Below are 13,711 nucleotides of genomic sequence, written 5' to 3'. Positions count from 1 at the left end.
GGAGCGAGTGGAGCGATACGGATACAAGCTTGCGGCATTAGGCTTGGCGTGCGCGATTATTGCCGTGGTGGCGCTGGCGGTCGCGTCGTTCAATCAGTCGTTCACCACCCGCGTTCCGATCACAGTTGTTGCCGAGCGGGCCGGGCTTGTGATGGATCCGGGTGCGCGAGTGAAGATGGCCGGTGTCACCGTCGGGTCCGTCGAGTCGATCACACCGACCGACGATTCCACCGCGGCGTTGTCACTACTCCTCGATCCTGATGCGCTCGAGTCGATTCCCGCCAATGTCGATGTCGCGATCACTTCGAACACCGCCTTTGGAGCGAAGTTCGTCAGTATGTCGCTGCCTGCGAAGCCGAGCGCCGAGCGGTTGACGGCCGGTGCCACCATCGACGCGAATCACGTGACCGTCGAAATCGATACGGTATTCGAGAAGCTGACGGCCGTCCTGCGGACAGTTGATCCCGGAAAGCTCGATCAGACGCTCGGAGCGATTTCCACCGCGCTGCAGGGTCGTGGGGAAAGGTTGGGTGTCGCACTCGGGAAGGCCGATGCATCACTGGCCGAATTCAACAGTGCTGGCGACGCTTTCGACGAGGTTCTCACCGACCTCCCGGTGGTGTCCGGGACGTATCGGGCGGCGGTACTCGATTTGATGGATACCCTCGGCTCGCTCACTGTCACCGGCACGACCGTCCTCGACCAGCACGAGAATCTGGATCTGCTGCTACTCGACGTCATCGGATTGGCGCGCACCGGAGAAGATGTCCTCGGAACCAATGCCGACGGCGTCGACACAGTCCTGTCGCTCATGCGCCCCACCACCGAACTTCTCGAGGAGTACTCGCCGGTGATTCCGTGCATGTTCCACGGACTCGAGGAAAGTAAGGCAATCGGCGACGGCGCGTACAACGGGCAACCGGGAATCAAGATGTCGATCGGATTGATCGCAGGCACCGAACCGTATCGCTATCCGGATGATCTGCCGAAGGTCGCAGCAACGGGCGGACCCCAGTGCATGGGACTTCCGTTGCGCGATCCGAATGTCAACGCGCCCTACCTGGTGACGGACACGGGTGTGAATCCCTTCGAACCGGAACGTCAGTGGAACGGCGGCCAGCCGATAGACGACATGCCGAGTCTGCTCAGCTACCTGTTCGGAACGGAGATTCGATGAAGCGTCGCGGCTACGGCGTCAAATTCGGCATCTTCGTGGCGGTGATGCTGGTGGTCAATGCAGGACTCGTTCTTGTCTTCGGGCAGATGCGGGGCGGCGACGAGCACAGTTACGCAGCCCAATTCGTCAATGTGTCCGGGCTGAAATCCGGTGACAAGGTGCGGATCGCCGGGGTGCCCGTGGGAACGGTGAGCACCGTCGAATTCGGCGACGACCACTTAGCTCACGTGAGATTCAGTGTCGATTCGGTGGAAACTCTGACGGAGCAGACCCGGGCGGCGGTGCGCTATCAGGATCTAGTGGGTAACCGCTATCTCGAATTGCTCGACAGTCCGGGCGCCGCGCAACCTTTGGCCGTAGGTGCGACCATCCCCACCACCAGAACTGCGCCGGCCCTGGACCTCGACGCGCTGCTCGGCGGCTTCAAGCCGCTGTTCCAGGCGCTCGACCCGGCTCAGGTCAACGCGCTGTCCCTGTCGCTGCTCGAGGTATTTCAAGGGCAGTCGGGGACAGTGGCGTCGGTGCTCGCTCATACCGGATCGATTACCAACACACTTGCCGATCGTGATGTGCTCATCGGCCGGGTCATCAACAACCTTGACGGCGTATTGAGTGAATTACGTGGGCGAGGTGGACAGTTCACCGACACGCTCGACCATCTGCAACAACTGGTCAGCGGACTTGCGTCGGACAAGGAACTGATCGGCACTTCGGTGACGAGCATCGATACCGCTGCACAGACTTTCGCAGATCTCTTGGCCGGGGTCAGACCCGACATCAGTGGCACACTGTCACAACTGGACCAGAGCTTGGACCCGTTGGTCGAGCAACAAGGGGAGCTCGACCGAATCCTCGCGTCGATGCCGTCGAACTATCGACAACTGATCCGAGTTGGTGCCTACGGGTCCTTCTTCAACTTCTATCTCTGCGGTATCGCGCTCAAAGTCGACGGAGCCGACGGCATGCCGATGACGGTCGACCTGATCGACCAGACGACCGGAAGGTGCGCACCACGATGAGAGAGATGGCGCAGAAGCAGGCGGTGCGAGTAGGCGTTGTGGGCATGGTGATGACCGCATCGGTAGTGCTCGCGTCACTGCAGTATCAAGATCTGCAGTTCGTGAAGAACGGGGTGAGCTACAGCGCTGTATTTACCGACGCGAGTGGTGTGACTGCCGGCGACGAGGTAAACGCGGCCGGGGTGAAGATCGGTACCGTCGACAAAATCGCTGTCGAAAAAGGCCGTGCTCGAGTTGATTTCACGCTCGACGGTTCCGTCGCTCTCGGTGAGAGTACGTCGGCGGCGATCACCACGATGTCTCTGCTCGGTAAACGTGCGCTCTCGCTCGACCTGGGTGGAAACGGACGGATTCCCGTCGGCGGACAGATCCCACTCGAACGCACCCGATCGGCGTATTCGTTGCCCGACGTACTCGGCGACCTCACCACCACGGTCGAGGACATCAACCTCGACCAATTGTCCGCGTCGTTGGACGAAGTCGGTGCAGTGATGACGGACAGCGCACCTTCGCTGCGGCCCGCGCTCGACGGGGTAGCCCGCCTGTCGGACAGTATCAATCGCCGCGACGAGACACTGAAGCTTCTGCTCGCCGACGCGAACCACGTGGCCGGTCTCCTTGCGGAACGGGGACCGCAGGTCAACGCGCTTCTTGTCGACGGCGATGCCCTTCTCGGTGAATTGGTCCGCAGGCAGGATGCATTGGGCAACGTCATCACCGACATCTCGGCTGTCTCCACTCAACTCAGTGGGTTGGTGCACGACAACGAGGCGCAACTGGGCCCGGTCCTGAGCAAGCTCGACACGGTGCTCGGGATACTCCAGAAGAACAAGGACAACCTGGCCCAGGGCATCGACGGACTCGGAACGTACGTGGGGACGCTCGGCGATACCGTCGCGAGCGGACCGTTCTACTACTCGTACATCCAGAACCTTCTTCCCGCCCAGTACACCCAACCGTTGATCAACGCGATTGTCGGGCTTCCGCCTGCGCCGCTACCGATACCGGAGGTTCGCTGATGGTCGCGAAACGTATTGTCGCCGCGGTCGTGGTACTCGCGGTGGCTGTGGCGGGATACTTTGTCGTACAACACTTTCGGTACTACTCGGTGACTGCCTATTTTGCATCGACGACGGGACTCTACGTCGGCGACGACGTCCGTGTTGTGGGCGTCGACGTCGGGAAGGTCACCTCGATAACCCCGCAGGGGGAGAAAGTGCGAGTCGAACTCGAGCTTGCCCGATCCGTGCCCGTCGCAGCGGATGCGCACGCGGTGATCGTTGCTCAGTCCTTGGTCTCCGCCAGGTTTGTCCAGCTGACCCCGGCCTTGACGGAGGACGGGGGAGACGCGTTGGCGCAGGGAGCTGAGATCGGAATCGAGCGGACCGCGGTGCCCGTGGAGTGGGATCAGATCAAGGAGCAATTGGGCCGGGCGGCAGACGCTTTGGGGCCGTCCGAGGGGACCCGCGGGTCGGCGGCCGAATTCCTCGACGGCGCAGGGACGGCCTTGAACGGGAACGGCGAGGCGCTGGGACGTTCGATCGCCGAACTGTCCTCGGCCATGAGCACTTTGAACGAGGGAGGTGAGGATCTTTTCGGAACGATCCGAGGACTGCAGACTTTCACTACGGCGTTGGCGGCAAGCAACGAACAAATAGTGAGCTTCCAGGGCCGCCTGGCAACAGTGACAAGTCTGTTGGCGGACAGTCGGACACAATTGGCGCCTGCCCTGGTTGATCTGGATGCGGCGATCGGCGATGTCCACCGATTTGTCGAACAGAATCGCAGCGGGCTTACCGCGCAGGTAAACACTCTGGCTGATGTCTCCCAAGTGCTGGTGGACAAACGCGATGGCATCGAAAAGCTTCTGCATCTGGCGCCGACGGCGTTGTCCAACTACTACAACGTGTACCGCCCTGCCCAAGGCGCGATGGTCGGGGTGCCTGCCTTCCAGAACATCGGCAACCCCATCGACTTCATCTGCGGCGGAATCGCGGGACTGGCAAACGAAACCTCTGCGAAAGGTGCGGAATTGTGCGCCGAGTACCTCGGGCCGTACCTGAACACCATCAGAGCGAACTATCCGGATCTGAACATCAATCCGACCCGCGCGCTTGGTGCGGCGCCGGATCAGTTGGTGTACAGCGAACCGGATCTGAAGCCGGCTCCCTCCCTCCCGAGCGTGAGCGTTCCCGCAGGGCTGGGTCAGTTGCTGATGCCGGAGGTGGGGACACGATGATCCGGAGAATCTGTTGCGTCGGTGTTGTTGTGCTTGTGTCGGGCTGCGGGTGGAACGGCCTGAATTCGGTGCCCCTGCCCGGTGCTGCCGGCCGCGGTGCCGACAGTTTTTCAGTAGTCATCGAGATGCCGGACGTCGCGTCGATCAGTCCCAACTCCCCGGTGATGGTGAACGATGTGACGGTCGGCAGTATCAGTGCCATCGACTCTGATAACTGGCACGCGAAAGTGACAGTGTCCTTGGATGGCTCGGTAGTGTTGCCCGCCAATTCCACGGCCAAGATCGGACAGACCAGCCTGTTGGGTTCCAAGCATGTTGCCCTGGCGCCGCCGGTCGGTGTCGAACCGGAAGGGACGCTCGCTGAGGGCTCGGTCATTCCACTGGCGTCGGCGGGCGTGTACCCGACTACGGAGGAAACACTGACAGCGCTGTCCATAGTGCTCAACGGCGGTGGACTCGCGCAAATTCACACCATCACCACCGAGTTGAACAATGCACTCGGCGGACGCACCGGATCAGCACGTGACCTACTCACGCAGATGGACACATTGACCGAGACTTTGGACCGGCAACGCACCGCCATGGTGACCACGATGGAGAACCTGGATGTGTTTGCGGGGGAGATCAACGCCCAACGTGACGTGTTGGGGCAGGCGCTCGACGTGCTGGCTCCGGCCTTGGCGGAACTGGAAGATCAGCGAGTGACCTTGACCACCGCGCTCGATTCGGTGGGCCGATTCGGAGACGTCGGCACCGACCTGGTCAATCGCACGCGAGATGATCTGAGCGCAAATCTCGCGGCGATCGAGCCGACATTGCAGCAGGTTGTCGCGGCAGGTCCGGACCTGATCAACAATCTCGGAAACCTGACCACCTTCCCGTTCCCGCAGACCACCATCGACGACGGGATGCGTGGCGACTACACCAATCTGTGGGCGCTGATCGACCTGACCACCAACCGATTGCAGTCCGGACTCGGTTTCGGCACCCCGTTCGGTGCTCCGCAAGCGGGCGGCGGCCCGGTCGACCCGATGACTGCGCCGCTGACCGCAACGGGCAATGCAGGGGAGGGAGGACGATGATCCTCACCAAGCTTGTTCGCCGGCAGTTGGTGATCTTTGCGATCCTTGCGGTCATCGGAATGACGGTGGCCGCGATCGCGTACCTCCGCGTTCCCACGATGCTGGGTATCGGGCGATACACGGTGACGCTGGAACTGCCCAACGCCGGTGGTCTGTACCGAAACGCGAATGTGACGTACCGCGGCGACACCATCGGTCAAGTACGGTCGGTGCAGCTCCACCCCGACGTCGTGAAAGCCGAATTGTCTTTGCAGAGTTCAGTTCCCGTGCCCAGTACCGAGCTGGTGGCGGCTGTGCGCAGCGTATCGGCGATAGGTGAGCAGTATGTCGATCTGCAACCGACCACCTCTGACGGTCCGTTTCTGGCCGACGGCGACGTGATCGACACCGAGTCTGTGGTGATATCTCAGGAGATCGGACCCGTTCTCGATCAGGCGCAGGCGCTGCTCGCCTCCGTCCCACAGGACAAACTGCGCGCGGTGATCGACGAGTCCGCCGCTGCGTTTGCCGGTGGCGGCGAAGATCTTGCGAGACTGCTGGATTCGACCACATCGTTTGTCGATCAGTTGTCCGACGCCACCACTCCCGCGACAACTCTTGTGCAACAACTCGCCCCGCTCCTCGAGACCCAAGTTGTGACGGGGGATCAAATCCGATTGTGGGCGTCGAGCGTCGCCCGGGTGAGCGGGCAATTGGAGATCGCGGACGGCACGATTCGCAACATCATCGACACGGGGCCGGGGTTCGCCACCGAAGCGGAGCTCTTGTTCCAGGATCTGCGTCCAACCCTGCCGATTCTCCTGGCAAACCTGACCAGTGTCGGGCAGGTTGCGCTCACCTACAACGCGTCACTCGAACAGGTACTGGTGGTACTGCCGCCGCTTGTTGCCGCTCAGGAAACCGTCGTGCAGCGCGGGCAGGCCGACGGCGCCGCCAACGTCAATTTCCATCTGCAGGCCCAAGACCCGGCTGCCTGCTCCACCGGATACCTGCCGGCGGATCAGCGCCGGGACCCCACGGTGACCAGTGTTCCGGACACGCCGCCTGATCTGTTCTGCAAAGTGCCGGCGGATTCGGTTTTTGCCGTGCGTGGTTCGCGGAACATTCCGTGCATGGAAGTTCCGGGCAAGCGGGCGCCGGACCCGGTGACGTGCCGGAGCCCGGAACCCTACGTGCCGTCGGGAACCAACGCTCCCGACGAGTTGTACACCGGGCCGGACGGGATTGCCTACGGGCACACCGATATCGGAAAGGGGGATTCGTGGCAGCAGTTGTTGACGACACCGAATCCCTGACAACCGAGGATGTTTCGCGGCATGTGGTCACGCGTGAACGCGTGCTTGTCGCGGTGGTCATTGCAGGTTTGGCGGCAGTCGTGGTGACCGGCGCTGTGTCGATGCGCGGCGATAATGCCCGCGACGCGCATCGGCAGGAACTGGTGGACGGGGCGGCGGCGGGAGCGCTGGCATTGGTCGACATTCACGTCGATACCGTGGACGAGGATGTGGCCCAGTTGCGAGCGCTCAGCACGGGCGAGTTCGCAGAGGAGCTGGTTGGTGATCAGTCCGGGTTCGTCGACGCGATCCGTTCCGCCTCGGTCAACTCCGACGCAAGGATCGATGCTGCTGCACTGTCGTCGGAGACAGGGTCGTCGGGAGTAGTTCTGATTGCGGCGTCTGCGCAGGTCGCCAATTCTGCGGGCGAGCCGACGTCGCGGACATATCGACTGCGCGTCGGTGTCGAGGATGTCGACGGGAAAATCCTGATGTCGAGTGTGGAGTTCGTACCGTGAGGCGGGCGATCTCTGTCGTGCTGGTTGCGGTTCTCGCGATTGCCGCGTGTGCACTGCTGTGGATCCGCCGCGACACCGCTGCACTCGAATCGGTGCGAGCGGATGCGATGGCACAGGCACCCGCGTTGGTGGAGGACTTGCTCACGTACACCAGTGAAATGGTGGACAGAGACCTCGCTGCCGGAGCTGGCGGTGCCACCGGAACATTCAGGGACGAATTCGTCGAGTTTTCCGCGACAACCGTTGCGCCCCAATCGAAAGTGCAAGGAATCAGTACCAGCGCCCGGGTTGTGGATGTCGGGTTGCTCGATACCACGCGCGATCGCGTCGAATTGCTGATGTTCGTCGATCAGATCACCACCAGTTTTGCGCAGCCGGCACCGGCGTCGAGTTCGAGTCGCGTGCAGGTCGCCGTCGAACGCGTCGGCGATCGGTGGTTGGTGAGTGAACTGACACCGATCTGAGTTCTGCTCAGCCCTTGTCGTGCCCCGCCATGATCAGCTTCGCCGTGATCTCGAGGCGATCCGCGATCTGCGAGTAGGACTCGTACCCCATTCCAGCCCGCACCAATGCACCTGACCAGGCAATTTCAAGGGCTTCGAGGACGTCGGCGTCGTGTTCCGGTCCCAATGCCTCGACAAGGCGTTCGCGAATGTTCTTCCCGATCCGGGCGCGGAGGTGTTCGACATCCGGGTCGTCGGCCATCATCGCGGTGGTGACTGCGGCGGCGAGTTCAGGTTCATCGGACACCAGGAGTGCCACACTGCGCAGGACCGAACAGACCTGAGTCTCGCGGTCCTGCTCTGCGTTGGCCTCATGAGGGAGCGCGTCGAGGCGTCGCCAGAACAGTTCTGCGACAAGGTGACTCTTGGACGAGAAGTAGGTGTACGCGGTTGCCGGCGCGACCCCTGCTTCGCCTGCGACCATGCGAATGGTCAGGGTCGAAAACCCATGCGTACGCAGAATGGCCACAGCTGCGGTGGTCAAACGATCGACAGTTTCGGCCTGTTGCCCCGACAGGCGCCGGCGGGTGGACTCGAAGTTGGCCTTACCAGACATGTGTCCAGACACTACGGGAGCCGGGGAAGTTGTGCGCGGTGTGGGTCGTCGAGTCAGGCTTTCCCGAGTCCGCCGGCAATTCCCTTGTCGAGTTGGTCGACCATGGCGGCGCCCAATGCGGAGAGTTGGGCGACCTGGCTGTCGTCGAGGCCTTCGAACACCAAGGCTTGGACCAGCCGAACGTGGCCTGGCGATGCCTCGATGACTTTTGCCATTCCGGCATCGGTGAGTACCGCGTTGGAGCCTCGGCTACCACGGATCACTTCACGCTTGACCCAGCCGGCCTTCTCCATCTTCGTGACGACGTGGGAGAGGCGTGACAGAGACGCATTGGCTTGCTGTGCCAGGAGGGAGAGTTGCAGCTTGTGGTCGGGTACTTCCGACAGCGCCGACAGTACGAAGTACTCGAAATGTGTTAGTGCTGAATCGCGTTGGAGCTGGGTGTCGAGAGCCGCCGGTAGGCGGGTCACCAAGGAGATGAGGGTGCGCCAGGCCTGCTGCTCCTCGGTGGTGAGCCACTTGGTCTGAACCGGCGACTCGGCCTGGCCGTTCGATGCACTCATCGGTCATTACCCCTTCGAAGCACTGTGCGGTACCACTACAGGGTTGCAGACGAGTGTCCAGTCGGTGCAGGCAGGGAATAGTTGCGCGTTTCACGCGTTGAGTTCTATATTAGCTTGAAGCTTCAACTTAAACCGCTCGGTGAACTCACGAGGAGCCGCTATGTCCGCCACCACAATGCCCGCGCTGTATCTCAGCCACGGTGCCCCGCCGTTGGTGGACAGCGCTCTCTGGGTGAAGCAACTCGGCGCGTGGGCCGGTGACCTGCCACGGCCGACGGCAATCCTGATCGTGTCGGCGCATTGGGAATCAGCACCGCTGACGATCGGGTCGACGACCACGGGAACCCCGCTGATCTACGACTTCGGCGGATTCCCCGAGCGGTTCTATCGAGCTCAGTACAACTCGCCGGGCGCGCCGGACTTGGCCGCGCAGGTGGCAGCGTTGATGCCCGACAACGAGCAAGTTGTCCAGCAACCCAACCGTGGCCTCGATCACGGCGCCTACGTTCCGTTGACGGTGATGTACCCGGACGCGGACATCCCCGTGCTGCAGATCTCCCTGCCGACTCTGGACCCCGAACGTCTGCTGCACCTCGGCCAACGATTGCGTCCACTGCGCGAGCAGGGTGTGTTGATCGTGGGATCCGGATTTACCACCCATGGTCTGCCATTTCTGCGTGACCCGTCGCCCGAGGCAAAGGCGCCAGGATGGTCTGCCGAATTCGACGCCTGGGCCGGGGAGCGGTTCGCAGCCGGCGATATCGATTCGCTCATCGATTTCCGGGCGCAGGCTCCCGGTATGCCGTACGCACACCCGACCATCGAGCACTTCGCGCCGCTGTTCGTGACTCTCGGTGCGTCGTCCGATCCGGAGCAGGTGCCCACCCAGGTCATCGACGGTTTCTGGATGGGACTTGCGAAGCGCTCGATTCAGGTCGCGTAGCGGTCAGGTGCGGCTGCGGAGAAACTCGAGTGCCTGATCGCCATGAGTGCTCGCGCGGAATTCGCTCGAGATGACCTTCAATACGGTTCGATCCGTGTCGATCACGAACGTGGAACGTTTGACCGGCATCAACTTGCCGAGCAGTCCGCGTTTGACGCCGAACTGCTCGGCAACGGTGCCGTCGGTGTCGGCGAGCAGGGGATAGTCGAAGGACTGGGCAGTGGCAAACGTCGACTGCGCTTCGACGGTGTCGGTGCTGATGCCCGCACGAGCGGCGCCTACCTCCGCAAAATCCTTGCCGAGGTCGCGGAAGTGGCACGCTTCCGCGGTGCACACCGGCGTGGAGGCTGCCGGATAGAAGAACAGTACGAGGGGCCCCTTCTCCAGCAGGCTGGTCAGCGAACGGGGCGTTCCGTCCTGATCGGGCAGAGTGAAATCGGGAGCAAGCTGACCTGGTTTCATTCGGCTGAGGTTACCCGCGAACGCGGCCCGCACGGGTGAGCCTGGGATGATGGAGTCATGCACGGCGAGCCCACCTCCAAGTCCGCACCCTCGTCCGACACCGCGATCGTCGATGCGGCGTCCGATTCCACCACCACGCGAGAGCAGTTCCGTGCTCTCGCCGCCGAGCATCGGGTAGTTCCGGTGACGCGAAAAGTGCTGGCGGACTCCGAAACCCCGCTCTCCGCCTATGAGAAGTTGGCCGGAAACCGTCCGGGAACCTTCCTTCTCGAGTCTGCGGAGAACGGCCGGTCGTGGTCACGATGGTCCTTCATCGGCGTCGGCAGTCCCGCGGCGCTGACCGTCATCGACGGTGAAGCTGCCTGGTACGGCAACGTCCCCGCCGGCGCACCGTCCGGTGGCAACCCCGTCGACGCGCTCGGTGCCACTCTCGAACTGTTGCGCTCGGAGCGTCTGCCCGACCTGCCGCCTCTTACCGGCGGGATGGTCGGATTCCTCGGATACGACGCCGTCCGGCGGCTCGAAAACGTGGGCAACTCGGCAGTCGACGACCTGCAGATCCCCGAGATGGTCATGCTGCTGGCCGCGGACATCGCCGCCGTCGATCATCACGAGGGTGCGATCACGCTTATCGCCAACGCGGTCAACTGGGACGGTACCGAGGAGCGTGTCGAGGAGGCATACGACGACGCTGTCGCGCGACTCGACGCCATGACGCGGGCGCTTTCGGCACCAGCCAAGTCGACGGTCTCCACGTTTGCCAAGGTCACCCCGAGCTATCGCCGTCAGCGCACGACGGAGAGCTTCGGCGTCGATGTGAAGAAGCTGATCGGCGATATCGAAGCGGGCGAGGCATTCCAGGTCGTGCTCTCCCAACGATTCGAGATCGACTGCACCGCAGCACCTATCGATGTGTACCGAATGTTGCGGGCCTCGAACCCCAGTCCGTACATGTATCTGCTCAACGTCCCGAACGGTGACGGCGAGACCGCTTTCTCCATTGTCGGCTCCAGCCCCGAAGCGTTGGTTACCGTCTCGGAAGGTGTCGCAACCACCCACCCGATCGCCGGAACCCGGTGGCGCGGTGCAACCGAGGAAGACGACATCCTCCTCGAGAAGGACCTCCTCGCGGACGAGAAGGAAAACTCCGAGCACCTGATGTTGGTCGACCTCGGACGCAACGACCTCGGTCGTGTCTGCCGACCCGGCACGGTCAAGGTGCACGATTACCGCCACATCGAGCGATACAGCCACGTGATGCACCTGGTTTCTACTGTGACCGGGCACCTCGCGGAGGGCAAGCACGCGCTCGACGCAGTCACGGCCTGTTTCCCGGCCGGCACGCTCTCGGGCGCTCCCAAGGTCCGGGCAATGCAGTTGATCGAAGAACTCGAACCCACCCGCCGCGGGGTCTACGGCGGCATTGTCGGGTACCTCGACTTCGCCGGTGATGCCGACACTGCGATCGCGATTCGCACCGCACTCATCAAGGACGGCATCGGATACGTCCAAGCCGGGGCGGGCGTGGTCGCCGACTCCGATCCGGTCTACGAGGACACCGAGGCGCGGAACAAGGCGATGGCCGTGCTCAGCGCGATCGCATCGGCACACACGTTGCGCACCATCGGAGGTGAAGGTAAGTGAGCGAACAGGCTTCGGGCACCGGCGCGGACTCGCCGACACCACGTTCGGGCCGCAGCACCACGATGCTGACCACGCTCTTGCTGGGTCTCGCTGCCATTGCGCTGTGGGGAAGCTCGCGGATGACGTGGGTACAAGTAACCTCCAGTGACGGTAAGACATTGGCGCGCACCACGGATCTCGACGGTGGCACGTGGGCTGCGGCGATGACTCCGCTCGCTCTCACGCTTCTTGCTGCTGTTGCGGCGTCGTTCGCGGTCCGTGGGTGGGCGCTCCGAGTTGTGGGCCTGCTGGTGGGATTGGTCGGCATCGGAGTCGCAGTTCCAGCTGTCCAGCTGCTGGTTTCGGGAGCAGATGACGGCCGCGCGGCAGATCTTGCCGAACTGTCCTCGCACCTCGAAGAAGTGTCAGCTGAGGCATCGGTGTTACCGCCGCTGCTCGCGCTCGCCGGAGCCGTTGCTGCGCTCGCTGCCGGTGTTCTGCTCATGCGAAAGCCCAAGGCGCGTGCCGGTCTCTCGTCGAAGTACGACAACCCTGCGGCTCGCCGGGAGGCAGCGGCCAAGCTCGGACAGGGAAGCAAGGATGCGCCCGACGAGCCTGTGACACAACGGATGCTGTGGGACGCGCTCGACGCCGGGGAAGATCCGACGCTCGATTCCGATGGCGCTAAACCTGACGCGGACGGCAATGAGCCGGGCAAGGATTCACGATCGTGACCTCGATTGCGTCCGAACTCCCACGCGCGTGGGTACCCGGGCGGAGTAGCAAAAAATCGCCCAACTAGGCTGACACCACCCCGATGACGTATCTCACATCGGGCACTTGCCCAGAAAGGATTCGGGCCACGATGACCGTACTCGACTCGATTCTCGACGGGGTGCGCGCTGATGTCGCCGCCCGCGAAGCCGTACTCGACTTCGCTGCAGTCAAGGCTGCCGCGGCCACTGCACCGCCCGCCCTCGATGCTGTAGCGGCACTTCTGGAACCGAGCATCGGCGTCATCGCCGAGGTGAAGCGAGCCAGCCCGTCCAAGGGTGCACTAGCCGACATCGCAGACCCCGCCGAGTTGGCAGCTGCCTACCAAGCGGGCGGCGCTCGAATCATCAGTGTTCTCACCGAAGAGCGTCGCTTCCACGGATCGCTTGCCGATCTCGATGCCGTCCGCAAAGCCGTCACTATTCCGGTGTTGCGCAAGGACTTCATCGTGGGTCCGTACCAGATTCACGAGGCACGCGCGCACGGTGCCGATGTCATCCTCCTGATTGTCGCGGCACTCGAACAGCAGGCACTTGCCTCACTGATCGATCGCACCGAATCCTTGGGGATGACTGCACTTGTCGAGGTGCACACCGAGGAAGAGGCCAACCGCGCGCTCGAGGCAGGCGCCAAGGTCATCGGAGTCAACGCTCGCAACCTCAAGACTCTCGAGGTCGACAAGAACACCTTCGGTCAGATCGCCCCCGGACTTCCGACAGAAACCATCAAGATCGCCGAGTCCGGCGTTCGTGGCACCGCTGATCTGCTGGCGTACGCCGGCGCAGGCGCAGACGCAGTTCTGGTTGGCGAAGGCCTCGTGACCAGCGGTGATCCGCGTAAGGCCGTTGCGGATCTGGTCAACGCCGGAGCGCATCCGTCCTGCCCTAAACCGTCACGCTGAATCGCATCACCGCTCGGGAGCAATTTGCCCGCACCCGAGCGGTGACAATTGCCCGTACCCGGGCGGTGACAGGCGAC

15 protein-coding genes are annotated in these 13,711 nt (G+C 62.7%); 12 read left to right on the top strand and 3 right to left on the bottom strand.

Annotation, left to right across the window (positions count from 1 at the left end; genetic code table 11):
• The first annotated feature begins 7 nt into the window (after window positions 1-7).
• The 8 genes from V2B23_RS24645 to V2B23_RS24610 are packed head-to-tail and all read left to right on the top strand — an operon-like array spanning window position 8 to window position 7,773.
• Window positions 8-1,177 (top strand): MCE family protein, encoded by a 1,170-nt coding sequence (locus V2B23_RS24645; protein ID WP_430952703.1) that lies wholly within the window; start codon window positions 8-10, stop codon window positions 1,175-1,177.
• A complete protein-coding gene (locus V2B23_RS24640) occupies window positions 1,174-2,196 on the top strand; it encodes an MCE family protein (RefSeq protein ID WP_430952702.1) in 1,023 nt (340 codons plus the stop codon). The genes V2B23_RS24645 and V2B23_RS24640 overlap by 4 nt, the downstream gene beginning before the upstream one ends.
• On the top strand, window positions 2,193-3,215 hold the full coding sequence (locus V2B23_RS24635) for an MCE family protein (RefSeq protein WP_430952701.1): 1,023 nt from the start codon (window positions 2,193-2,195) through the stop codon (window positions 3,213-3,215). Before V2B23_RS24640 ends, V2B23_RS24635 begins: the two co-directional genes overlap by 4 nt.
• The gene (locus tag V2B23_RS24630; RefSeq protein WP_430952700.1) at window positions 3,215-4,435 is read left to right on the top strand and encodes an MCE family protein; all 1,221 of its coding nucleotides are present in this window, start codon (window positions 3,215-3,217) and stop codon (window positions 4,433-4,435) included. The genes V2B23_RS24635 and V2B23_RS24630 overlap by 1 nt, the downstream gene beginning before the upstream one ends.
• Complete coding sequence (locus tag V2B23_RS24625) at window positions 4,432-5,517, top strand: MCE family protein (RefSeq protein ID WP_430952699.1); 1,086 nt, start codon at window positions 4,432-4,434, stop codon at window positions 5,515-5,517. Before V2B23_RS24630 ends, V2B23_RS24625 begins: the two co-directional genes overlap by 4 nt.
• Window positions 5,514-6,812 (top strand): MCE family protein, encoded by a 1,299-nt coding sequence (locus tag V2B23_RS24620; RefSeq protein WP_430952698.1) that lies wholly within the window; start codon window positions 5,514-5,516, stop codon window positions 6,810-6,812. The genes V2B23_RS24625 and V2B23_RS24620 overlap by 4 nt, the downstream gene beginning before the upstream one ends.
• A complete protein-coding gene (locus V2B23_RS24615; RefSeq protein ID WP_430952697.1) occupies window positions 6,779-7,309 on the top strand; it encodes a hypothetical protein in 531 nt (176 codons plus the stop codon). The genes V2B23_RS24620 and V2B23_RS24615 overlap by 34 nt, the downstream gene beginning before the upstream one ends.
• On the top strand, window positions 7,306-7,773 hold the full coding sequence (locus tag V2B23_RS24610; RefSeq protein ID WP_430952696.1) for a hypothetical protein: 468 nt from the start codon (window positions 7,306-7,308) through the stop codon (window positions 7,771-7,773). The genes V2B23_RS24615 and V2B23_RS24610 overlap by 4 nt, the downstream gene beginning before the upstream one ends.
• Window positions 7,774-7,780: 7 nt before the next feature.
• On the opposite strand, the gene V2B23_RS24605 is transcribed toward V2B23_RS24610, so the two are convergent.
• Window positions 7,781-8,368, bottom strand: a complete 588-nt coding sequence (locus V2B23_RS24605; RefSeq protein WP_430952695.1) for a TetR/AcrR family transcriptional regulator — start codon at window positions 8,366-8,368, stop codon at window positions 7,781-7,783.
• A 53-nt stretch (window positions 8,369-8,421) separates the two neighbouring features.
• A complete protein-coding gene (locus tag V2B23_RS24600; RefSeq protein WP_430952694.1) occupies window positions 8,422-8,931 on the bottom strand; it encodes a MarR family winged helix-turn-helix transcriptional regulator in 510 nt (169 codons plus the stop codon).
• 160 nt (window positions 8,932-9,091) lie between these two features.
• On the opposite strand from V2B23_RS24600, the gene V2B23_RS24595 reads away from it, so the two are divergent.
• Window positions 9,092-9,874, top strand: coding sequence for a dioxygenase family protein (locus V2B23_RS24595; protein WP_430952693.1), 783 nt, complete (start codon window positions 9,092-9,094; stop codon window positions 9,872-9,874).
• 3 nt (window positions 9,875-9,877) lie between these two features.
• Here V2B23_RS24595 and V2B23_RS24590 read toward each other — a convergent pair whose 3' ends face one another.
• Window positions 9,878-10,336 (bottom strand): peroxiredoxin, encoded by a 459-nt coding sequence (locus V2B23_RS24590; protein WP_430952692.1) that lies wholly within the window; start codon window positions 10,334-10,336, stop codon window positions 9,878-9,880.
• A 57-nt stretch (window positions 10,337-10,393) separates the two neighbouring features.
• On the opposite strand from V2B23_RS24590, the gene V2B23_RS24585 reads away from it, so the two are divergent.
• The 3 genes from V2B23_RS24585 (at window position 10,394) to trpC (ending at window position 13,634) form a co-directional block, all read left to right on the top strand.
• Window positions 10,394-11,980, top strand: coding sequence for an anthranilate synthase component I (locus V2B23_RS24585; protein WP_430952691.1), 1,587 nt, complete (start codon window positions 10,394-10,396; stop codon window positions 11,978-11,980).
• A 62-nt stretch (window positions 11,981-12,042) separates the two neighbouring features.
• Entirely contained in the window at window positions 12,043-12,693 is a 651-nt protein-coding gene (locus V2B23_RS24580; protein WP_430952810.1) for a TIGR02234 family membrane protein, read from the top strand.
• 131 nt (window positions 12,694-12,824) lie between these two features.
• Window positions 12,825-13,634, top strand: a complete 810-nt coding sequence (gene trpC / locus V2B23_RS24575) for an indole-3-glycerol phosphate synthase TrpC (protein ID WP_033230856.1) — start codon at window positions 12,825-12,827, stop codon at window positions 13,632-13,634.
• The last annotated feature ends 77 nt before the right edge of the window (window positions 13,635-13,711 follow it).

It is taken from the genome of Rhodococcus sp. 24CO (genome assembly GCF_050586165.1).
Classification (GTDB): Bacteria; Actinomycetota; Actinomycetes; order Mycobacteriales; family Mycobacteriaceae; genus Rhodococcus_F.
The sequence above is the reverse complement of the archived record's forward strand: the minus strand, read 5'-3'. Positions and strand labels throughout refer to the sequence as shown.